General features: G+C 71.2%; 20 protein-coding genes. 9 read left to right on the top strand and 11 right to left on the bottom strand.

Annotated elements, in window-relative coordinates:
- Positions 1-97: 97 nt before the first annotated feature.
- Both IEZ08_RS25025 and IEZ08_RS25020 read left to right on the top strand, forming a co-directional pair.
- Entirely contained in the window at positions 98-985 is an 888-nt protein-coding gene (locus tag IEZ08_RS25025) for a PfkB family carbohydrate kinase (RefSeq protein ID WP_068924534.1), read from the top strand.
- Positions 986-1,058: 73 nt separating this feature from the next.
- Complete coding sequence (locus IEZ08_RS25020; protein WP_068924536.1) at positions 1,059-2,159, top strand: LacI family DNA-binding transcriptional regulator; 1,101 nt, start codon at positions 1,059-1,061, stop codon at positions 2,157-2,159.
- 6 nt (positions 2,160-2,165) lie between these two features.
- Here the strand turns inward: IEZ08_RS25020 and IEZ08_RS25015 are convergent, their stop codons facing one another.
- On the bottom strand, positions 2,166-2,726 hold the full coding sequence (locus IEZ08_RS25015; RefSeq protein WP_084780360.1) for a TetR/AcrR family transcriptional regulator: 561 nt from the start codon (positions 2,724-2,726) through the stop codon (positions 2,166-2,168).
- A gap of 41 nt (positions 2,727-2,767) precedes the next feature.
- A complete protein-coding gene (locus tag IEZ08_RS25010; protein ID WP_189243096.1) occupies positions 2,768-3,790 on the bottom strand; it encodes an SDR family NAD(P)-dependent oxidoreductase in 1,023 nt (340 codons plus the stop codon).
- 120 nt (positions 3,791-3,910) lie between these two features.
- On the opposite strand from IEZ08_RS25010, the gene IEZ08_RS25005 reads away from it, so the two are divergent.
- A complete protein-coding gene (locus tag IEZ08_RS25005) occupies positions 3,911-4,426 on the top strand; it encodes an NUDIX hydrolase (protein WP_068924542.1) in 516 nt (171 codons plus the stop codon).
- Here the strand turns inward: IEZ08_RS25005 and IEZ08_RS25000 are convergent.
- Positions 4,393-4,890 (bottom strand): hypothetical protein, encoded by a 498-nt coding sequence (locus IEZ08_RS25000; RefSeq protein ID WP_068924544.1) that lies wholly within the window; start codon positions 4,888-4,890, stop codon positions 4,393-4,395. The genes IEZ08_RS25005 and IEZ08_RS25000 overlap by 34 nt on opposite strands.
- Before the next feature lie 99 nt (positions 4,891-4,989).
- Here IEZ08_RS25000 and IEZ08_RS24995 point away from each other — a divergent pair, with 99 nt between their 5' ends.
- On the top strand, positions 4,990-6,525 hold the full coding sequence (locus IEZ08_RS24995; protein ID WP_189243095.1) for an aldehyde dehydrogenase family protein: 1,536 nt from the start codon (positions 4,990-4,992) through the stop codon (positions 6,523-6,525).
- A 129-nt stretch (positions 6,526-6,654) separates the two neighbouring features.
- Here the strand turns inward: IEZ08_RS24995 and IEZ08_RS24990 are convergent, their stop codons facing one another.
- Positions 6,655-6,990, bottom strand: coding sequence for a hypothetical protein (locus tag IEZ08_RS24990; protein ID WP_141704132.1), 336 nt, complete (start codon positions 6,988-6,990; stop codon positions 6,655-6,657).
- Positions 6,991-7,146: 156 nt separating this feature from the next.
- Here IEZ08_RS24990 and IEZ08_RS24985 point away from each other — a divergent pair, with 156 nt between their 5' ends.
- A complete protein-coding gene (locus tag IEZ08_RS24985) occupies positions 7,147-7,974 on the top strand; it encodes a class I SAM-dependent methyltransferase (RefSeq protein WP_229803477.1) in 828 nt (275 codons plus the stop codon).
- A gap of 84 nt (positions 7,975-8,058) precedes the next feature.
- Here IEZ08_RS24985 and IEZ08_RS24980 read toward each other — a convergent pair whose 3' ends face one another.
- The 4 genes from IEZ08_RS24980 to IEZ08_RS24965 form a co-directional block, all read right to left on the bottom strand.
- Positions 8,059-9,879, bottom strand: coding sequence for a M14 family metallopeptidase (locus IEZ08_RS24980; protein ID WP_068924553.1), 1,821 nt, complete (start codon positions 9,877-9,879; stop codon positions 8,059-8,061).
- 190 nt (positions 9,880-10,069) lie between these two features.
- Positions 10,070-10,423 (bottom strand): ATP-binding protein, encoded by a 354-nt coding sequence (locus tag IEZ08_RS24975; protein ID WP_176728553.1) that lies wholly within the window; start codon positions 10,421-10,423, stop codon positions 10,070-10,072.
- A gap of 177 nt (positions 10,424-10,600) precedes the next feature.
- Complete coding sequence (locus tag IEZ08_RS24970; RefSeq protein WP_068924558.1) at positions 10,601-13,618, bottom strand: AAA family ATPase; 3,018 nt, start codon at positions 13,616-13,618, stop codon at positions 10,601-10,603.
- A 13-nt stretch (positions 13,619-13,631) separates the two neighbouring features.
- Positions 13,632-14,306 (bottom strand): hypothetical protein, encoded by a 675-nt coding sequence (locus IEZ08_RS24965; protein WP_189243094.1) that lies wholly within the window; start codon positions 14,304-14,306, stop codon positions 13,632-13,634.
- A gap of 425 nt (positions 14,307-14,731) precedes the next feature.
- Here IEZ08_RS24965 and IEZ08_RS24960 point away from each other — a divergent pair, with 425 nt between their 5' ends.
- A complete protein-coding gene (locus IEZ08_RS24960; RefSeq protein WP_189243093.1) occupies positions 14,732-15,133 on the top strand; it encodes a carboxymuconolactone decarboxylase family protein in 402 nt (133 codons plus the stop codon).
- Between the two features lie 34 nt (positions 15,134-15,167).
- Here the strand turns inward: IEZ08_RS24960 and IEZ08_RS24955 are convergent, their stop codons facing one another.
- Positions 15,168-16,385 (bottom strand): PQQ-dependent sugar dehydrogenase, encoded by a 1,218-nt coding sequence (locus IEZ08_RS24955; RefSeq protein WP_189243092.1) that lies wholly within the window; start codon positions 16,383-16,385, stop codon positions 15,168-15,170.
- Positions 16,386-16,541: 156 nt separating this feature from the next.
- On the opposite strand from IEZ08_RS24955, the gene IEZ08_RS24950 reads away from it, so the two are divergent.
- A complete protein-coding gene (locus IEZ08_RS24950; RefSeq protein WP_068924566.1) occupies positions 16,542-17,294 on the top strand; it encodes an SDR family NAD(P)-dependent oxidoreductase in 753 nt (250 codons plus the stop codon).
- 87 nt (positions 17,295-17,381) lie between these two features.
- Here the strand turns inward: IEZ08_RS24950 and IEZ08_RS24945 are convergent, their stop codons facing one another.
- Positions 17,382-18,599 (bottom strand): ABC transporter ATP-binding protein, encoded by a 1,218-nt coding sequence (locus IEZ08_RS24945; RefSeq protein ID WP_068924568.1) that lies wholly within the window; start codon positions 18,597-18,599, stop codon positions 17,382-17,384.
- A 178-nt stretch (positions 18,600-18,777) separates the two neighbouring features.
- Here IEZ08_RS24945 and IEZ08_RS24940 point away from each other — a divergent pair, with 178 nt between their 5' ends.
- Positions 18,778-19,764, top strand: coding sequence for a LacI family DNA-binding transcriptional regulator (locus tag IEZ08_RS24940; protein WP_068924570.1), 987 nt, complete (start codon positions 18,778-18,780; stop codon positions 19,762-19,764).
- Between the two features lie 92 nt (positions 19,765-19,856).
- On the opposite strand, the gene IEZ08_RS24935 is transcribed toward IEZ08_RS24940, so the two are convergent.
- Positions 19,857-20,342 carry a glutathione peroxidase gene (locus tag IEZ08_RS24935; RefSeq protein ID WP_068924573.1) on the bottom strand — a complete coding sequence of 162 codons (486 nt, stop codon included), beginning with the start codon at positions 20,340-20,342 and terminating at the stop codon, positions 19,857-19,859.
- Positions 20,343-20,809: 467 nt separating this feature from the next.
- On the opposite strand from IEZ08_RS24935, the gene IEZ08_RS24930 reads away from it, so the two are divergent.
- Positions 20,810-21,361 (top strand): aggregation-promoting factor C-terminal-like domain-containing protein, encoded by a 552-nt coding sequence (locus tag IEZ08_RS24930; protein WP_068924575.1) that lies wholly within the window; start codon positions 20,810-20,812, stop codon positions 21,359-21,361.
- The last annotated feature ends 29 nt before the right edge of the window (positions 21,362-21,390 follow it).

Here is a 21,390-nt window from a genome sequence, read left to right as displayed (position 1 = left end):
TCCCACCGGCTCCCGCGCCCCGCACCCGTCCCGGCGGACGGCCGCGCCCGTCCGGGCTCCCGCTCCGCGGCGCGGGAGCCCGCCCACAGGAGAACCCATGAGAGTCCTCGGCTTCGGCGACAACATCGTCGACCGATTCGTCGACCGCGGCGTCGACTATCCGGGCGGCAACAGCGTGAACGTCGCCGTATACGCCCGCCGCCTCGGTCTCGAAGCCGCCTACCTGGGAGTCTTCGGCGACGACGACCTCGGCCGGTTCCTGGGCGAGGCGATCGCCGCCGAAGGGGTCGCCACCGGCCGCTGCGTCGTGCGCGCGGGTGAGACCGGTCTCTCCCTGCTCCGGGTCGACGACGGCGACCGCGTCTTCCTCGGCTGGAACGGCGGCGGGGTCACGGTGCGGGAACCGCTCACGCTCGACGCCGGGCTCCTGGAGTACGCCTCGTCCTTCGACCTGGTGCACTCGAGCGTGTACTCCCGCAGCGAGGACGAGCTGCCGAAGCTGGCCGGGCTCGGCACGCTGGTCAGCTTCGACCTCTCCAGCGAGGAGGAGTTCCGTACCCCCTCCTACCTGGACCGCGTCTGCCCGCACGCCGACCTGGTGCTGCTGTCGTGCTCCCACCTGGACGAGACCGCCACGCGCGCCCTGCTGGCCGAGACCGTACGGCGGGGCGCGCGCCTGGCGCTCGCCACCCGCGGCGTGCACGGAGCCGTCACCTGGGACGGCCGCACCGCCCTGACGGTCCCGGCACGCCGGGTGGAGGACCCGGAGGAGATCGTCGACACGATGGGGTGCGGCGACGCCTTCCTCGCCGGATTCGCGGTCTCGCTGCTGCGCGACGGCTGGTCCGCGAGCGCCCCGCCGCGGGCCCCGATGGTCGAACGCGCCCTGCACGAGGGGGCCGCGTCGGCCTACCGGCAGTGCTTCGTCGAGGGCGCCTTCGGCCGCGGCCGCCCCTGCGAGGCGCCGTCCGGATCGCCCCGGTAGGCCGGAAGCCTCAGCGGGCCAGCCCTTAGCATGTGGCGAGCCTTCCGAACCCGAGAAATGAGGGACGCGATCCATGCCAGCTGACCGGAGCCAGGCGGCGGGACGGCCGACGATCTCCGAAGTGGCCGCCGAGGCCGGCGTCGGCCGCGCGACCGCGGCCCGCACGCTCGGCGGGTACGGATACGTCAGCCCGGAGCTGCGGGAGAGGGTGCTCGCCGCGGCCGAGAAGCTCGGCTACCGGGCCAACGCGCTCGCGCGCAGCATGTCGACCGGGGTGAGCCACACCCTGGGAGTGATCGTCGCCGACATCGGCAACCCCTTCTTCGCCGGTGTGGTGCGCGGGATCTGCGACGCCTCCCGGGCGCGGGGTTTCGACACGATCGTGCTGAGCACGTACGAGAACCTCGACGAGGAGATCGCGGCGACGAACGTGCTCATCGACAAGCGCGTCGACGGCGTCATCATCGCCTCGGCCGCGGTCGACCGCCGCGAGGTCGCGCACATCGGGGCGGCGATGGACCGGGGCATCCCCGTCGTCCTCGTCGACCGCGCGATCGCCTCGCTCGACCTCGACACGGTCGTCATCGACAACCGCGACGCGGCCCGGGAGGCGGTCGAGACGCTCATCGCGGCCGGGCACCGCCGCATCGGGTTCGTGTGGGGACCACCGGTGGCGCAGGCGCCCACGACGCGGCGCGGGCTGTTGGCGGAGGCGTCCCGGAACCTGTGGACCGACGGGGAGCGCCTGCGCGGCTACCTCGACGCGCTCGACGACGCGCGCATCCCCTTCGACCCCGAGCTGGTGATGGTCGGGCGCAAGACCGAGGAGCGGGCCACCGAGGAGGTCACCCGCATGCTCTCCCTGCCCGACCGCATCACCGCGGTGTTCTGCACCGAGACCGACGGGGTGACCGGGGCCCTGCGCGCGCTGCGGGCGGCGGGCCTGTCATGCCCGCGCGACGTCGCCCTGATCGGTTTCGACGACAGCTCGTGGGCGGCGGTCATGGAACCGCCGCTGACGATGATCGAGCAACCCGTGCACGAGCTCGGCGCCACGGCGGCCGCGGTGCTCCTCGACGCGGTCGAGGGCGGCGAACCCCGCCGCGAGACGCACACGCTCCGCTCCCGCCTGATCGTCCGCTCCTCGGTCGCCGCCCCGCCCGCCTCCGGATAGGGCCGTTCAGCGGTCCGAGGCCGGCGTCAGCAGCTGCTGGAGCAGCGGGCCGTACCGGGACACCAGTTCCTCGCGGCCGGCCGCGAGCAGACGCTCGTCCCCGACCGCCCACAGCGCGTACAGCAGCCCGCCCACCAGCGCGCCCGCCAGGCGGGCCCGCACATCGGCGTCGGGTCCGGACAGGCGGGCGCGCAGCGGCTCGACGAAGACGGTCTCGTGGCTGGCCCTGAGGCGCTCGGCGATCTGCGGTTCGTTGCTGCCGCGCAGCAGGGCCAGGAAGACCCCGCGTGAGAGATCCTCCTGGTCGAGGAGGACCTCGACGAACCTCTCCCCGAGCTGCTCCAGCGGTACCGCCAGCAGCGGCTCGTCGTCCAGCGTCAGGTGCATCGTCTCCAGGAACAGCAGCTCTTTGCTGCGGAAATGCCGGATCACCAGAGCCGGGTCCGCACCGGCCTCCGCCGCGATCTCACGCACGGTGGTGCGCGCGTACCCCTGCTCCCGGAACAGCCGGGTCGCGGCGGCATGGATGGCCTCACGCGTACCGGAACCGGAGCGGGGACGTGGCATGACGCCAGGATAGGTGATCATGCGGCCCCGGTCCGCCGGCCCTACTGCACCGACCAGCCGCCGTCCGACGGCAGAACCGCTCCGGAGACGTTGACGCCGTCGTCACTGAGCAGGAAGGTGATCGACGCGGCCAGTTGCTCGGCGGTGGCGATCGGCGGGATGAGGGCCAGGACGCCCCCTGTACGGCTCTTGCCGAATTCGGACATGACGCCCCCGCTCCCCATCCCCGTGGCCACACCGCCGGGCGCGACGGCGTTGACGCGGATGCCGTGCGGGCCGTACATGAACGCCGAGCTGCGCGTGATCCCCACGACGGCGTGCTTGGAGGCGGTGTAGGCCACCCCGGCGGTGGAACCGCGCAGCGCCGCCTCGGAGGCGACGTTGACGATCGAACCGCGACCGGCCTCCAGCATCGCCGGGACGACGGCGCGGGTGAGCCGGAACAGCCCGTCGACGTTGACGGCGAAGACCCGCTCCCAGACCGCGTCGGAGACCTCGTGGATGGGCGTGAAGTCGTCGACGATGCCCGCGACGTTGGCCAGGCCGTCGATGCGCGGCCCGGCCGCGGCGACGATCCGGGCGATGTCGTCGGTCTTGGTGAGGTCGGCCGCGACGGTGATCACCTTGGCGTCCGGCACCTCGGCGGCGAGACCGTCCAGCCGGTCGGCGGCGATGTCCACGGCGATGACGCGTCCCCCTTCGCGGGCGACCCGGGAGGCGGTGGCGCGGCCGATGCCGGAGGCCGCCCCGGTGACGACGACGACCTGACCGTCGAAGCGGCCGGGCACGATGCGCTCACGCCATCCGGCGGTGGCGCCGTCCTGCTCGACCGGGATGACCCCGCCGTTCGCACGCCGCACCAGATCGTCCACGACCTCCTGCGAGAGCGCGCCCCGGCTGAGGACGACCATCTGCTGCAACGGGAGCTGCCGCACGGGTGCGAGCACCTGCTCGTCGAAGCCTCCCTGCGCGAGCATCTCGCGGATGAGCGGGCCTCCCCCGGGGCGGTCCAGCCACTCGCCGATCGAGCTGTTCGCGGTCAACGGCTTGGATTCCTGCGTCATGTCGTCTCCCCTCGGCGGGCCCGCCGATCAGCGTCCAGGCCATGTCAACTTAGTTGACAGTTCATGCTATCCGAGGTCGGCAGTGGGACGGGAAGGGATGATCGCGTAGGGTCAACGATCATGACGGGAACCGCGTACGACCCATCCGCCTGTGTTACCAGGGCCGGAAGGCCGGCCTTCGTCGTCAACGTCGAGGTCTTCCTGGAACGGGACGGCCGCTGGCTGCTCATCGAGCGGGGCGAGCGGGAGGAGCACGCCCCCGGCCTGCTCAGCGGCGTCGGCGGCAAGGTCGAAGCCCCCGGAGCCGGGACCGGCGTACTGGAGGAGACCGCCCGCCGGGAGGTCGCGGAGGAGATCGGCGTCGATCTGGCCGGGAGCGGACTCACCTACGTGGAGAGCTCGTTCTTCGTGACCGACGACGGCGATCCGGTGGTCAATGTCGTGTTCCGGGGGCCCATGCCGCCCGGAGCCCAGCCCGTCGCCGCCTCGCCGGAGGAGGTGGCCGGGTTCGTCTGGCTCACCGTCGCCGAGGCGGAGGCGGATCCGGGGTGCCCGCCGTGGATCCTGGGCAGCCTCCGGCGCGCGGCGTCGGGCACGGGCCGTCAGACGCCGAGTTCGTCGCACAGATCGACGTAGCGGTCGAGGTGGTCCGGGTTGCTCCGGAACGTACCGAGGCCGATCACGTCGAACTCGTCCGCCGAAGCGGACGCCCGTACCCCGAGCGCGGCGAGCGCCTCGTTGATCAATGCCCTGTCACTCGTCAGCCGCCTCTCACCGGCGAACGCCACGGCCCACTGGTCGCCCATACCGGCGTGGTACTCCGTCTGAATGATCGCGAACCGCGGCTCGTCCGTTCCCGTCACCTCGCGGACGAGGTCGCGCAGTACCGCCTGTCTCGGGAATACGCCGGTGAAGCAGCGGCGCGGCACGTCGAGCGACGCCCTGTCGCCCCGCACCGCGGCCCAGTAGGCGGAGAAGAAGTGATCGATCGGGAACACGGTGAGATCGCCGTGCGCGAGTTCGGCGTGCAGTCCCACCGAACGGGCCCGCTCGGCGTCGACCCGTCCGGCCACGACGAGGGCGCAGATGTTGTGAGGCATACCCGCACCCTACGAGGAACGAGCGGCGCGAGCGGATGTGACGGTTCCCGGGCGGGTGGAGAGAATGCGGTTACAGCCCCTACGCAGAGGAGGTCAACGATGACCCTCGAGATCGGCTCCGTCGTCGGCGGGAAGGAAGCGGCCGGCGGCGCGGCCTACGATTCGATCAATCCCTCCCGCGTGGACGAGGTCGTCGCCCGGGTGCGGCTGGCCGACGCGGACGTGTTCTCCTCCGCCTGCCGTACGGCCGCCGCCGCGCAGGGCGAGTGGGCGCGGGTCCCGGCGCCGGTGCGCGGGCGGGTGATCGCCTCGATCGGGAGGCTGGTGGAGGCCAACGCCGAGGCGCTGGCCCGGCTGGTCACGCGGGAGATCGGCAAGCCGTACGCCGAGGCCCTGGGCGAGGTGCGCGAGATCGTCGACACGTGCGACTTCTTCCTGGGCGAGGGGCGGCGGCTGTACGGGCAGACCGTCCCGTCGGAGATGCCGGACAAGAACCTGTTCACCTTCCGGGTCCCGGTCGGTGTGGCCGCGGTGATCACGGCGGGGAACTTCCCGGTCGCGGTGCCGTCGTGGTATCTCGTCCCGGCGCTGCTGTGCGGCAACGCGGTGGTGTGGAAGCCCGCGGAGTACGCCGCGGCGTCCGCGCACGCGCTCTACCGGCTGTTCGCGGCGGCGGGGCTGCCCGAGGGCGTGCTCAATCTGATCCTCGCCGACGGCGAGGCGACCTATGCCGGGCTGGACGCGGCGCTGGAGGAGGGCACGGTGCACAAGGTCGGGTTCACCGGCTCCAGCGCGGTCGGCCGGAGGATCGGTGAGCTGTGCGGGCGGCATCTGCAGTCGCCGTGCCTGGAGCTGGGCGGCAAGAACCCGATGGTGATCATGCCGGACGCCGATCTGGACCTGGCGGTGGAGGGCGCGCTGTTCGCCGGGTTCGGTACGGCGGGGCAGCGCTGCACCTCGCTGGGGACCGTGATCGTGCACGAGAGCGTCCACGACGAGTTCGTCGCCCGGTACACGCGCGCCGTGGCCGACGCGGCGATCGGCGACCCCGCGGGCGAGGTGCTCTGCGGGCCGCTGCTCGACCACAAGTTCGCCGGGCGCTACGAGGAGTACCTCGGCTGGATCGAGTCCCATCACACGGTCGTGTCCGGTCCGACCGGCCGGATCACGGCGGACAATCCCCGGGGGGGCTTCGACGGCGCGGGCGGCCTGTACTACCACCCCGTGGTCGTGGACGGCGTGCGCGCCGGGGACCGGCTGTTCATGGAGGAGACCTTCGGGCCGATCGTGGGCGTGACCTCGTTCGGCACCCTGGAGGAGGCCGTCGGGCTGGCCAACCTGCCGGGGTACGGCCTGTCGTCCTCGATCTACACCACCGATCCGAAGGCCGCCTTCCGGTTCCGGGCGGACATCGGCGCGGGCATGGTCAGCGTCAACAACTCCACCTCGGGGGCCGAGGCGCACCTGCCGTTCGGCGGGAACGGCAGATCGGGCAACGGCAGCCGCCAGTCGGGGATGTGGGTGCTCGACCAGTTCACCCGCTGGCAGGCGATGAACTGGGACTACTCCGGCCGCCTGCAGAAGGCGCAGATGGACGTGGCCGAGATCGTCCCCGATCTGGACTACCGGATCTGATCTTTGCCGTTCCCCGGGGTTCCCCCCACCGTGATCGCGGCACGTTCACGGTGGGACGGCCCCTTCGAGGGGACGGCCCGGCCCGTGCGGATCCGCGTGCTGCGGCGCGGCCCCGCACGGGTCACATCATCAGTAGAGCGGGATCGACGGGCGGGGCGGGACGGGCGAGTACAGCCGCTCCACGGGCGGGCGGTCGAAGTCCGCCGATGCGGGCGCGCGCCGCCGCGCGTACTCCCCCTGGGGGAAGGCGCTCACCCTGTCCATGTCGCAGCCGGGGCAGTTCGTCCCCGCCCACGGCGGCTGGACCGGCACCTCTCCTCTCATCCAGACCACGACGTCGTGGCCGTGCCCGTCGGTCATGCGGCGGACGGTGTATTCCTCCTGCCATTCGTGCCCGCAGTGCAGGCACTCGAGCGGCCATGTCTCGCGGACGCTGAGCTCCTCGCGCACGCGAACCACCTCCATCGGTGACACCGACGATGGTTCGAGTCTGTGCGCCGTTCGCCGCGACAACAAGCGCAGGAACGTATGGATTGAGTAATTCTCATATAATAAGACAAAATCTCTCAGTTTATGAGACAGCTGTTACGGTGGGCCCACCCGATCATGAGGAGTGACCCCGTGGCTTCCCCAGACGCCGTGACAGCGAAAAAGGCCGTGTACACCCACGGTCACCACGAGTCCGTTCTGCGCTCCCACCGCTGGCGCACCGCGGAGAACTCGGCGGCCCACCTCCTGCCGCACCTGGAGCCCGGGATGTCGCTGCTGGACGTGGGCTGCGGCCCCGGCACCATCACCGCCGACCTGGCCGGCCGGGTCGCCCCGGGGACGGTCACCGCGGCCGAGGTCACCGAGGAGGCCCTCGGCCTGGCCCGCGCCGAGGCCGGCCGGCGCGGGTCGGCCAACATCGCCTTCGCCGTGGCCGACGTGCACGCGCTGGACTTCCCCGACGACTCCTTCGACGTCGTCCACGCCCACCAGGTGCTGCAGCACGTGGGCGACCCGGTCCTGGCGCTGCGCGAGATGCGGCGGGTCTGCCGGCCGGGCGGGATCGTCGCGGTGCGCGACAGCGACTACGCCGCATTCACCTGGTTCCCCTCCCATCCCGAGCTGGACGAGTGGATGGCCCTCTACCAGAAGGTCGCCCGCGCCAACGGCGGCGAGCCCGACGCCGGGCGGCGACTGCTCTCCTGGGCCCGCGCGGCGGGCTTCACCGACATCACGGCGACCTCCTCGACCTGGTGTTTCGCGACGCCCGAGGACCGGCAGTGGTGGGGCGGCATGTGGGCCGAGCGGATCCTGAAGTCCGACATGGCCCGCCAGGCCCTCGGCTCGGGCGCCGCCACCGAGGAGGACCTGCACCGCATCTCCCGGGGATGGCGGGCCTGGGCCGCCGACCCGGACGGCTGGTTGTCCCTGCTCCACGGCGAGCTGATCTGCCGCGTGTGAGGTGACGGCACGGCCGCCGGGCCGGGTTCCGGAGCGGGCCGGTACGGCCGCCGCGACCGGGCGGCGGCCGTACCGTTCAGCGGCTCAGGGCTGCTGGGTGATCTTGACGTTGTCGACCCCGGCCTCGACCAGCGAGGCACCGGAGGCGTCGGCCGCCTCGATCACGATCCGGACGGTCTGCCCGGCGAAGGAGGAGATGTTCGCCGTGGCCGTCGCCCACGAGCCGTTGCGGTTGGTCGCCGCGCCGGATTGCGTGAGGACCGTCGAGGCGGTGGCGCCGACGACCCGCACACGGAGGTAGTCGGCACTGGAGGAGTTCGACCCGTGCGCCAGGTACCACGACAGCGACAGGCTCAGCGTCCCGCTCGACGGCAGGGCGATCGGCGGTGACTGGATGCTGGTGACGCCGCCGTCGATGTCGTAGGCGCCCGCCGAGGCGCCCGCCAGCCGCCCGGTGACCAGGTCGTTGGTCCCGCTGACCGTGGTGCCGAGCTGCTTGGCGCCGCTGGAGGTGGTGGCCTCCGGGTCGCCGCGCTCCCACTGGCCGAGGGTGGCGGTGTCGGTGCCGTTCGGGTTGGCCGTCCAGCCGGTCGCCGTCTCGAACTCGTCGGAGTAGACCGTCACCGGCGGTGTGCCGGTCCCGCAGTACTGCGCCTCCTTGCCGATGATCCGGTAGACGCAGTCCGAGTACTCCAGGAAGCGCAGCACGGCCTCCCTGTTGCGGGCGGTCTGCGGGCCGATCTGCTCGTCCGGCGGGTAGAAGCCCGGCGAGCCGGTCGGGTACATCTCGAAGGTGTAGCTGAAGATCTTTTGGGCCCCCCACATCCAGTCGTCGATGCTGCCGTCGGTGATGTAGAGGTCGCTGGCCTGCTGCGGGGTGTAGCCGTTGGTGGAGGCCATGTTCTGGCCCAGCGTCGCATGGGCGTCACGGTCGTCCTGGGTGAGCCCGGGAGCGGTGTCGTTGTAGGTGTAGCCGTACGGCCACAGGATCAGCTCGCCGTAGGTGTGCCAGTCGATGTGCGACTTGATCTGCTGCACGCCGCCGACGACCCGGCTGCGCACCCAGTTGGCGGCGGCCCGGACCTCGGGCGCCGACTCCGCCGACGGGCCGCGGTAGGTGTCACTGGAGGCGGACCCGGAGGAGCCGCCGCAGCAGCCCCAGTTGTAGGCCCAGTTGCGGTTCATGTCGGTGCCCACGGCGGACGAGCCCGCGTTGGGCTGGCGGTTCTTCCGCCAGGAGCGGTAGGAGCCCGTGGCGATGTCGTACTCGCCGCCGTCCGGGTTCATGTCCGGCATGATCCAGATCTCGCGGCTGTTCACCAGGTTCGTGATGCGGCTGTCACTGCCGTAGTTGTCGGTCAGCAGGCGCATGATGTAGAGCGCCATCTCGACCGTCAGGTGCTCGCGGGCGTGCTGGTGGTGGGTGAACAGCACCTCGGGCTCGTTCTCGTCGGTCCCGACGTTGTCGCTGATCTTGATCAGGCGGAGCTGCCTGCCCTCGTAGGACGTGCCGTAGTTGGACTGGCTCATGATGGTCGGATGGGCCGCGACCAGCGCGTTGATCGCGGCGTTCATCTCCGCGTAGTTGTGGTAGCCGGAGTCGGCCGGCGGGAAGTCGAGGGCGCGGGCGTCGGGGGATAACGATCTGTCGATCCTCGTGACCTTGTAGCCGAGCTTCTTGATGGCGGCGACCTCGGCCTCCGTGGCGGTGACCACGATCGAGGCGGGGTCCACCTGGTCGATCGCGGCACCCGTGGCCGCGACCGCGCTGCGCTGCCGGGAGTCGCTGGGGCCCTCGACCGTGTACTGGCCGTTGGGCGGCGGCTCGGCCGAGGCGTCCACCCCGGTCATGCCCAGACATAACAGCGCCAGGGCGGCGATTCCGACGATCAGACGGTGTCTCACCGGGTCCTCCTCAGGCGCGTTCTCGGGGGGTTTTCACGCGCCTGAACCGAGAGTCAGGTAAACAGGTGAGTAGGGAAAGGCCCAAATTTCCCGCAGCCCGCACGGGGAGCTCCGAGCCGTCACGCTCCGGAGTGCCCGCAGTCGCGAGCTCCCGGACTCCCCCCATCCCCGGACCGCCGGGCCGTACCCCTCAGAAGGCGATCTGGAACCAGACCGTCCGCGGCCCGCACGAGCCGTCCTGCCTGACGCCCCAGCGGGCGGCGAGCAGGTCGACCAGGAACATCCCCCGGCCGCCCTCCTCGTCCGGCGCGAAGCGCACCCGCGGCGCGGAGTCGGCAGACCCGGCGTCGCACACCTCCACCGTGACCGTCCCGGCCTCCACCGCCAGGGTCATCGCCACCCTGCCGCCGTCCGCCGACCCGGAGTGCACCACCGAGTTGGTGACGACCTCGCTGACGAGCAGGATCACGTCCTCGGAGGCCGGGTGGCCCTCACCCAGCAGCTCCCTGGCACGGCGCCGGGCCACCGCGACCGACTCGGGCACCCCTCGCAGGGTCACCGTTGATCGGGGCGGAACGATCTGCTGCCCGGTTACCATGTCCGGCCTCACTCCTGGCGGGCGAACTCCACTGGGGGTCGCGGTCCGAGACGGCACACTCACTCACGGTGAACTTTTCTATCAAAAATCAGAGCGGCCCGTTCCCTCAAAGGACTCAATCCCTCAGGGTCTGCCGTTCCCGGTCTCCTCGCCGCCCTCCGCGCCGCGGTACCCCAGCAGCCGCATGGCGACTTCCGGGTCCATCGCCGCGGCCAGGAGCTGGGCCCGTTCCACCGCGCGGTCCCGCTGGGTCTCGGCCCTGGTCCGGGACGCCTGGGCGCCCCGGACCACCGCGTAGGCGATCCCCGCCACGACGACGGCCGCCACCACGGCGATGACCACTCCCAGCAGGGGGCCGGGCTCGGGCATCGTCCCCGCCGGTCCGGCCGCCGCGACCGGCGCTCCGGTGAACACGTACACGCCGAGGAGTGTGAACGCGGCGAGCGCGGTCAGGCTGGCGGCGACCGTCAGGGCGGCTCGTACGCCCCGCCGCGGAGCCCGCCGCGGCGGGGAGGCGTCGAAGCCGAAGGGGACCGGCCGGGCCGTGCCCTCGTCCGGGAACGGCGGCGGGACCCCCCTCTTCTTCTCCCAGGGGACGAAGTCCGGTCCCGATTCCCCCGCCGGTTCGAGCATGGAGGAGTCGAGGGTCGCCGGTTCGAGCGTGGCGGAGTCGAGGGTCTCCCGGGCGCCGTGCCCGTTGCCGGTCACCACCGCGCCCTGGACGACCGCGGCGGGTTCCAGCCGCAGCGCGGCCACCGGAGTGGGCAGCCCGCGCTCCACGCGGTTGTGCTCCCGGTGCGCCCGGGCGGCCTCCAGGTGGTACGCCTCGATCTCGGCGTAGAACTCGTCCGAGGCGTAGATCGACCCGTCGATCAGCGGCCCCGGGCGCCGCTGCAGGACCGCGACCACGTCGTCGCCGTTCAGCGTCTTGTGCGTCTCCAGCGCGTGGGCCAGGCAGAGCACCTCCCGCCGGTGCTCCTCCAGCAGCTCCTCCGTCTCCTTCAGCAGGCGCACCAGGTTGAACTCGATCCGCTCGCCGAGCACGTCGGGCACGCTCGCCTGCCTGCCGCCCCGCGGCGGGGGAGTTCCGTGGCCGCCGGTGCCGGGCATCGACTTGCCGCCCGAGATCTCCAGTTCCTGCAGGGCGGGCAGGGAGGTGACGCCGCGGCCCATGCCCCAGTGCGACTCCATCAGCGCGGTGAGGTACGTGGCCGAGAACAGGTCGCCGGAGACGCCGGAGGAGTTGTCGCCGGCGAAGAACATCCGCTCCCCGGCCAGCGAGGCGAGGGAGACCATGATGTCGGCCTCGTGCTCGGACTTCCAGCGGGTGAACTGGTCCTCGGGCTTGATGCTGGCCACCATGCCGAGGTAGTCGGCGCCCTTCTCGATCGTGGCGACGTCGATCTCCAGGTGGAAGCGGGTGCGGTAGGCGGCCACCGCGTGACAGGCCTCGTGCACGGCCACCGCGTGGCGCTCACGCTCGATGTACTCCACGTCCTCGGGCGGGCCGAGCTGCTTGAGCCGCTTGGCGTGCATCACGTCGGACCAGGTGATGACCTCTCTGCCGTCGCGGATCGCGGTGATCAGCGACTCGTTCACCAGGTCCTTGATCGTGGCTCCGGTGGCGTAGGGGGTGATCGTGGCCAGTTTGTCCAGCTGCTCCTCGGTCAGCTCGTGCCGGACCTTGTCGAAGTAGCCGCGGTAGGTGCGCACCCGGCCCGCCTTGGACGGGTAGCCCACCTTGTAGATGCGGTCGATGCGGCCGGGCCGCAGCAGCGCCTCGTCCAGCGCGTTGGGCATGTTGGTGGCCATCATGACCAGGATCCGGTACTTGGGCGGCGGCTTGGGCTGCATGCCGAACAGCCGCCGCACGTAGCGGTTGACCAGGCCGCGCGGCTTCTTCAGGCCGGACAGCTCGGTGAGCAGCGCCTGCAGGGTGCCGGGATCTCCGCCGCCGCCCATGTTCCCGCCCATGAAGAAGCGGTTGCGCGTGGGGTCGGGCCGGCCGTTGCCCGCCTTCCCGGCGAGGAGCGAGCGCGCGTCCTGCGACAGGTAGGTGAAGCCGTGGCAGCCGCCGAGCTGGTCGAGGTGACCCGCGTGCCCCGTCCGCCCGGCGCCGCCCGGCCCGGCGAACCCGGGCTGCCCGCCCCGGGGCCCCTGCTGCGCCAGCGCGCCGCGGCGGCCGAGGGAGTCGGCCTCGTCGAAGAAGACGATGACGCCCCCGTACCGCAGCGCGAGCTTGCGCAGCTTCCGGAACAGCGACTTCACCTTCAGGATGCCGATGCCCATGAACATGTTGACGAACGCGCCGGGGTCCACGAAGACGTACGGTTTGCCGGTCTCCCCCGCCACCGCCTCGGCCATCAACGTCTTGCCGGTGCCGGGCGGCCCCCACAGCAGCAGGCCGCTGGGCACGTAGCCGCCGCGCTCCTCGATGGCGTCCGGCTTCTCCAGGAAGACGATGTTCTCCTTGACCCGCTCGACCACGTGGTCCTGGCCCCAGACGTCGGTGAAGCGGGTCTTGATGTCGTCGGGGAAGTAGGTCTCGACGCCGCCGCGCGACAGGAACCAGAACAGGCCGACGAACTGGAAGATGATGAAGAAGAACGCGAAGGCCAGCTGCGCGGCGTACGGCAGCACCGACCACAGCAGCGCCGGGGCCTGGAACAGCGCCAGGGCGGGCGAGGTCTCCAGGATCTGGCCGAGGACCAGCGCGAGCACCGCGATCCAGAACAGCCACTTGAGCAGGCGGGCGACGCGGAAGCGGCTCCAGTCGGAGAACCGGCGGCGGCTCCAGCGCTCGAACCCGCCGAACACCTTGCGCGTCCAGAAGCCGTGATATCCCGCCGAGCGCTCGCTGACGAGGAAATGGATCTGCCGCAGGGTCTCCAGGCCCAGCAGCCAGAAGATCCAGGTGGCCTCCCCCGCGGTGACGATCATCGCGTCCCGGAGGCTCATGATGCCCTCGAAGGAGGCCAGCTGGTTCCAGACCAGGACGAAGTAGATGATCGTCAGGATGAGGAGGAACTTGATCCGGTCCCACATGGGCATGCGCTTGCGGGTCAGGGGGTGCGGGTCGGCCGGTCCGGTACCGGGGGGACGGAGGCCCTCGACGTGCGAGGTCGACGAGGATGGCTTCATCTGCGGGCTCTCCTCACCCGATGGGGCGCTTGATGGTGAAGGACTTGCTGATCTTGTCGAGTTCCTGCGCGCGCTTGCGGTAGCACTCCGCCGAGCAGCGGATCATCATCGTGGAGACCCGCTGGCCGTCCGCGGCCAGATAGGAGGTAACGTCGAAGGTCTGGGTCCGGGCGCCCCGGATGGCGTAGTTGAACCGCACGTGGACCCCGCGCACCCCGTCGCCGGGGTGGACGACCTCGTCGATGAGCGGCTCGAAGGCGCTGAGCGGATACCCCGGCAGCTGTTCGAGCTGCCGGCGCCGGTCGGCGGTGAAGGGCAGGAAGGCGTCGCGCATGGAGTTCAGGGAGATCGCGTCGCGCTCGGTGGGGAAGAGGGCCGTGGTCCGGACGAAGACGAACGGCTCGTCCTGGGTGCCGAGCCCGTAGAAGTGGGAGACGGACGGCTCGGCGTGGGCGTCGTAGGCGGCCAGCGCCATGCGTTCCTTGCGGATCTGGGCCATCGCCGAGGCGGGGTCGCCCGGCTCGAAGAACTCCTGCAGCGCCTTCTGGTCGACCTGGCGCCAGGAGGCCGGGACCTTGAAGTAGGTCTCTCCGTCGTGGAGGTTGACGTAGGTGAACTCCGGGTTCCCGCACCCGGCCGTTCCAGCGGTCAGGACGGCGGTGAGCGCCACCGCCGTCGCGGCGAACATTGCCCTCGATCTTCTCACCAGGGCTGGACCTCCGCTTTACGGGCCAACGGGGAACTTATGCCCCACTTTTCGGCATCTCTCCCTCTACGCATCATGATCATCTGGAAAATCTTCACCAGATTTTGGCGTTATCTTGACCCCGTTCGTTACAGAAAATTATGGAAATCCAGTGAAGTGACGATGCCGCGTCATCCCGGGAAGCGGACTACCGGCAAGGAACGGACATCCCCGCAGCAGAAGACCGGAGCGGGCCGGGAGCCGGAGAAAGGCGGGAGCGGACCGGAGCGGGCGGGGAGAATCGCCGGGAGGCCCCGGTGACGCTCCGGCGGACCGCGGCGTGAACGGCGGCCCTCCCATGTGATCTTCTATGGAGCGAGGGGGCGGCCCCCTCCCGACCCGGTCGGCCGACGGACCCGGAGTGACCCATGGACCAGCACTCGGACGACACAGCCCCCGAACGGCGGGCCCGCGACCCGGAGACCACGAGGCGGGCCTCCGGCCGGGACCGCGCCGGCGAGAGCCCCGGCGGCGACTTCTTCTCGATGACGGTCGAGCACCTGTTCACCGAGGTCTGGTCCCGCGACGGGCTGTCCGGGCGGGACCGGAGGCTGCTCCTGCTCGGCCTGCTCGTCGGCCAGGGCATGGACGACGCGCTGGAGGTGCAGATCGACGCCGCGCTGCGGACCTCGGAGCTCACCCCCGGCGAGCTCCGGGAGATCGTCCTCTTCCTCACCCACTACGCGGGCTGGCCGCGCGGGGCCCGGCTCAACGGACAGGTCGAGGATCTGATCACCCGGTCCGGCCGGGACCGCGGAGCCGGCCGCTGAGGCCGGGTCGCCGGCCGTGCGGGGCGGCGCGTGTCTAGGGGGCGGCCTCCAGGCGGTAGACGGGGCCGGTCAGGCTGAGCGCGTAGAGCTCGCCGTCGTGGTCCTGGCCGAAGGACGACAGCTGCTCGACCCTGCCCACGTCCCGCCCCTCGCCGGGCCGGTCGGCGGGGGCCGACTTGATCCAGCCCGCGCAGAAGTCGCCGTAGAGGAACCGGCCGGTCAGGCCGGGGAGCTTCGTGCCCCGGTAGACGTATCCGGCGATGACCGAGCAGTTGCCGCCCTCGCCCAGCGGGTACTCGATCACCGGGTCGACCGTCCCGCCCTTCGCGCCGCCCCGGAACGGGTGGCGGCCCTCCCTGAGGTTCCAGCCGTAGTTGCGCCCGCCCTCGCCCGCGGGCTCGAAGTCGACCTCCTCCCAGGCGTTCTGGCCGACGTCGCCGATCCACATGTCACCGGTCCGGCGGTCGAAGGTGAAGCGCCAGGGGTTGCGCAGGCCGTAGGACCATATTTCAGGTTTCGCGCCCTTCTCACCCACGAACGGGTTGTCCTCCGGCACGGTGTACGGCCTGCCGCGCGGGTCGATCCTGAGGATCTTCCCCAGCCAGGTGCCCAGGTCTTGCCCGTTGCCCTGGGGGTCTCCCCCGCTGCCGCCGTCACCCAGCGCGATGTAGAGATGCCCGTCCGGCCCGAAGGCGAGCTGCCCCCCGTTGTGGTTGGCGTACGGCTGCCGCTGGACGAGCACGTCCCTGCGCCCGGTCGCCCTCCGCCCGTCGAAGGCCCACTCGGTGACGTGGGTGTGCCCGTCGCGGTCGGTCCAGTTCAGGTAGAGGAAGTCCTCCTCCGGATGGAACGCCACCCCCAGGAGCCCCTGCTCGTTGCCCCGGCTGATCTCCTCCGACAGGTCCACGACGGGCTCCTCGGCGACCTCCCCGCCGGTGATCGCCCGCAGCCGGCCGCTCTGCTCGGCGACGTAGAGCGTGTCGTCGCCGGGGCGCAGGGCCATCGCCACCGGCATGTCCAGCCGGGCGATCTCGGTGAACCTCGGCCGGGCGGTCCCGGCGGGCGCCGGGGTCCCCGTGGCCGGGGTCTCCGTGGCCGGGCCCGGTGCGGCGCCCGTGGCCGGCCGGGACGCGGGCGTGCCGGGCTCGGCCGTCGCGACGGGCTCACCCGCCGAGCAGCCCGCCAGCGCCGTACAGAGCGCCGCGCAGAGCAGGGCCGCCCCCGCCGCCCCGGTCCGGTAAGAGATCGGCACAGTCCTCATCCTCCATTGCGGTCGGCCGTACTTGCGATGATCCCTGTACCCGGCCGCCGCCGGGAAGGTTCCGGCCCCTCGGGGTGTCCTGTGAATCTTCTCGCCTGCTGCGGCCGCCGGGCGAAGATCCACAGGACACCCCCTAGACTGCTGGCCATGCCTTCCGCACTGATCACGGGCGCGACCGCCGGCATCGGTGCCGCGTTCGCCCGCCGCCTGGCCGCCGACGGTTTCTCCCTCGTCCTCGTCGCCCGCGACGAGAAGCGCCTGCGCTCCTCCGCCGAGGAGCTCCGCCTGCGCTACGGGGTGGAGGCCGAGGTGCTCCCCGCCGACCTGACCGCCGAGGACGGCCTGACCGCCGTCGAGGAGCGGCTGCGCGGGGGGATCGACCTGCTGGTCAACAACGCGGGCTTCGGCCACCCCGGGGCCTTCCTGGAGGTGCCCGTCGCCGACGAGCTGCGCATGTTGAAGCTGCACTGCGAGGCGGTGCTGCGGCTGACGCTGGCCGCCCTGCCGGGGATGAAGGAGCGCGACCGGGGTGCGGTGATCAACGTCGCCTCGGTGGCGGCGTTCTTCACCCGCGGCACCTACAGCGCGTCCAAGGCGTGGGTGGTCAACTTCAGCGAGTCCGCGGCCGCCGAGCTGGCCGGGAGCAGGGTCCGGGTCATGGCGCTGTGCCCGGGGTTCGTGCGCACCGAGTTCCACGACCGCGCCTCGATGGACACCTCCGGCATCCCCGGCTTCCTGTGGCTGTCGGCCGGCGACGTGGTCGACGCGGCCATGCGCGACCTGGCCCTGGGCACGTGGGTGAGCGTTCCGGACCTGCGCTACAAGGCCATCGTCGCGGTCGGCAGGCTGATCCCCAGCAGCGTCGCCGGCCGGATCTCCGGCCGCCTCGGCCGCCGCTGAGACCCCCGCCGTACGGCACGAGCATGCGAAAGGGCCCGCGCCACGGGAGGGGGTCGTGGCGCGGGCCCAGTCGGCTTACGGGGATGGTCAGACGCGAGCGCCGGCGTGGCCGATCGACAGACCGGAGGCCGGGTCGAAGAAGTGCAGGTTGTGGGTGTCCACGACCAGCTCGATGTTCTGGCCGGGACGGACGTGGCTGCGGGAGTTCACGCGGGCGGTCCACAGCGACTTGTCGCCGACCAGCGGGAGGGTGGCGTCCTCGTCGTCACCGGCGTCGGCCGCGGCGACGGTGTCCTGGTGCTGGACCGGCGGGGCGTCGATCAGGAACAGGACGTTGATCTCGGAGCCCAGTTCCTCGGTGACCTCGGCGCGGACCGGCAGGCGGACCCAGCCGCCGGCGTGGCCGTTGGCCGCGACCGAGTCCTCGAAGTCGGAGGGGCGGATGCCCAGGATGAGCTTCTTGCCGAGGTACTGGTCGAGGCCGGGCTTCTCGGCGAAGGTCGACTGCGGGACCGGCAGCTTGTAGCCGGCGAACGCGACGGCGGCGCCGCCCTCGCCGCGGACCAGCTCGGCGTTGACGAAGTTCATCGACGGGGAGCCCATGAAGCCGGCGACGAACAGGTTGACGGGGCTGTCGAAGAGGTTCTGCGGGGTGTCCACCTGCTGGAGCAGACCGTCGCGCAGGACGCAGACGCGGTCGCCGAGGGTCATGGCCTCGACCTGGTCGTGCGTGACGTAGACGGTGGTCACGCCGAGGCGCTCGTGCATCGTGTTGAGCGAGGCGCGCATGGAGACGCGGAGCTTGGCGTCCAGGTTGGACAGCGGCTCGTCCATGAGGAAGGCCTGCGGCTCACGCACGATGGCGCGGCCCATCGCGACACGCTGGCGCTGACCACCGGACAGGGCGGCCGGCTTGCGCTTGAGGTACTGCTCCAGGCCGAGCATCTTGGCGGCCTCGCCGACCCGCTTGGAGATCTCGGCCTTGGGCATCTTGCGGAGCTTCAGACCGAAGGCGAGGTTCTCCTCGACGGTCATGTGCGGGTAGAGCGCGTAGTTCTGGAAGACCATGGCGATGTCGCGGTCCTTCGGCGGCAGGTGGTTGACCACCTTCTCGCCGATGAGGATCTCGCCGCCGCTGATGTCCTCAAGGCCGGCGATCATCCGCAGGGCGGTGGACTTACCGCAACCGGACGGACCGACCAGCACCATGAACTCGCCGTCCCTGATCTCAAGGTTGAGGCCGTTCACGGCTTTCACGCCGCCGGCGTAGATCTTGTCGACGTTGCTGAGAACGATGGATGCCATGGACAGTCCTTAGCGCTTCGGGCCAACCCCGCGTTCACCCGATAGTGGATACGTTTTCATGCATCTCACCGGAACCGGCCATCTCTGTCAAGACTCCTTGAAGTTTTCCCCTGTCACACCGGATGCCGTTACCTCTCCGTGCTGGATCGACCACGGAAATCATGATGGAATCGTTTCCATGAACGTGCGCCGGGCAACCATCAAGGACGTCGCGGAGGCGGCGGGGGTCGGAGTGGCCACGGTCTCGCGGGTCCTGTCCGGCGGATCGGCCAGCCCGGAGACCAGGGAGCGCGTGCTGACCGTCGCGGCCCAGCTCGACTACCGGCCGAGCGCGCTCGGGCGCAACCTGCGCCAGCGCCGTTCGGGCGGGATCGGGCTGCTGGTGCCCGACATCACCGACAGTTTCTACGGCCGCCTGGTCGACGGCGTCCTGGCCTGCGCCCGCTCGGCCGGCGAGCCGGTCGTCCTGGGCACGACCGGCGACGACGCCGAGCGCGAGGCCGAGCAGATCGGCATGCTGCTGGAACAGGGAGTGGAGCGGGTGGTCGCCGTCCCCGCCGGGAACGGGGAGATCTGGGAGCCGACCCTGCGGAGCGGGATCACCACGGTGTTCGCGCACCGGCCGGTCGGCGGCCGCGACGACGTGCCCGCCGTACTCGCCGACGACAGGGCGGGGGTGCGGACCGCGGTCGACTACCTGACCGGGCTGGGCCACCGTCGCATCGCCTACCTCGGCGGTCCCGGCCAGGGACAGCGTGTGACGGCCTTCCGGCAGTCGCTGGGCGCCCTGCTGGACGAGGAGCTCATCGTCTCCGCCCGGGGCAGCCGCGACTCCGCCTACGCCGCGGCGGCCGGCCTCTTCCAGCACCGGCCCGACCTGACCGCGGTGCTGGCCGGGGGCAACCTGCTGGGTGAGGCCGCCGTCCTCGCCGCCCGGGAGCTGGACCTGCGGGTGCCCAGGGACCTGTCCCTGGTCATGTTCGACGACGTGCCCTGGGCCGAGCTGTGCGCTCCCCCGCTGACCGTGATCGCCCAGCCCGCGCAGGACATCGGCTACCGTGCGGCCGAGCTGGTGCTGCGTGCGGGCGGGCGCCGCCCGCGCGGCGTGCTGCTGCCGACCGAGTTGATCGTCAGGGGCAGCTGCGGCCCGAGGCGCACGTCGTAGGGTGTCCGGACGATCGCCGCCGGGAGGGCGACGACCGCCGTCAGGATGATTCTCACCGCCGGATCCTCACCGCCGGCGGGAATTCTCCGCCGTCAGAGCGACTTCTCGATCGCCTCCACGAGTGCGGGGGCCTCGGGCTCGACGGCCGGGCGGAACCGCCCCAGGACCTCACCGTCCCGTGAGACCAGGAACTTCTCGAAGTTCCACTGCACGTCGCCGGCGGTGCCCTCGGCGTCGGCGGTCCCGGTCAGCCCGGCGTAGAGGGGGTGGCGGCTCTCGCCGTTGACGTCGGTCTTGGCCAGCAGCGGGAAGTCCACGCCGTAGTTCACCGCGCAGAACTCCTGGATCTCCTCGGCGGTGCCCGGCTCCTGGCCCATGAACTGGTTGCACGGGACGCCGACGACGGTGAACCCCCGCTCTCCGTAGGTCTGCTGGAGGCGGACCAGGCCGGCGTACTGCGGGGTGAGCCCGCAGCGGGAGGCCACGTTCACGACGAGGACGGACTTGTCGCCCGCGAGTTCGGCCAGGGTGGTGGGTACGCCTGCGAGGGTTTCCAGGGGGATGTCACGAATGTTCATGGACAGAGATTAGTAAGCCCCCGGACCCCCCGGAACGGCCGGGCGGCACACCGGAGCACACCCGCCCGAAACGCCGGGGCGCACCCGCCCGAACTCCCGCCCGCCGGGGAACCCGCGATCCAAACCCCATGACGGGGTGATCTTTTTCCCGCTCCGCCACCTCGACGGGTCCGTTCCGGCTTGCCGCTGCCCGCGGAACCACCGCCTGATCGCGAAGATCCGGTAAACAGCTTCCCTTGTCGTGTCGCAACCGCCCTCGGTGAGCCCGCCCTCGTACTACAAACCGCCTAGAGACACCGCCGCGGTGTCGTGCCGGGAACAGACCGGCGCGACCACGCGGGCGTCCCACGTGCGGGCCACGTACGGGGGGCGCCGAGCGGGCGGGAACCACCGCTGCCCACAGTCGGTCACTGTGAGTGACGGCACTCTCACCCGTCTCCCGCACGCGGCCCTATGGAAGGACGGCTATGAGCAGCAACCGCGTTCTGCGCACCACGGTCGCGACCGTGATCGCCGCCTCTACCGTGGCCGGGTCCACGGCGGCCGGCCAGGCCGAGGCATCCACCGGGCAGGCTGGGGAAGAGCCCGCCGGGATGGTCCAGGACGAGCGGTCCGGCCAGCAGGTTCACCAGAGTCTGTGGTCCTCCCGCCGGGTTCACCGGGGAGTGTGGACCACCGAGGCCGAGCCCCGGGCCCGGCCTCGCACGAAGACCGTCAAAGGCAGGAACAAGGCGATCGCCTTCCGTCTTGTCTCCCGCCGGGCATGGTCCGGTGAGCAGTTCCGCTGCCTGGACAGTCTCTGGACCAGGGAGAGCAACTGGAACCATCGGGCGCAGAACCGTTACTCGGGTGCCTACGGCATCCCCCAGGCGCTGCCGGGCTCGAAGATGAGCGGCAGCGGCAGAGACTGGCGGTCCAACCCCGCCACGCAGATCCAGTGGGGCCTGCGCTACATCAAGAGCCGCTACGGGTCACCGTGCGGCGCGTGGGGCCATTTCCAGGCGAGGAACTGGTACTGAACCCACCGGACGGCCGGGAGTGCCCAGGG

It is taken from the genome of Planobispora rosea (genome assembly GCF_014648175.1).
Lineage (GTDB): Bacteria > Actinomycetota > Actinomycetes > Streptosporangiales > Streptosporangiaceae > Planobispora > Planobispora rosea.
Note: the sequence above shows the minus strand (reverse complement) of the source record. Positions and strands in the feature narration are given on the sequence as shown.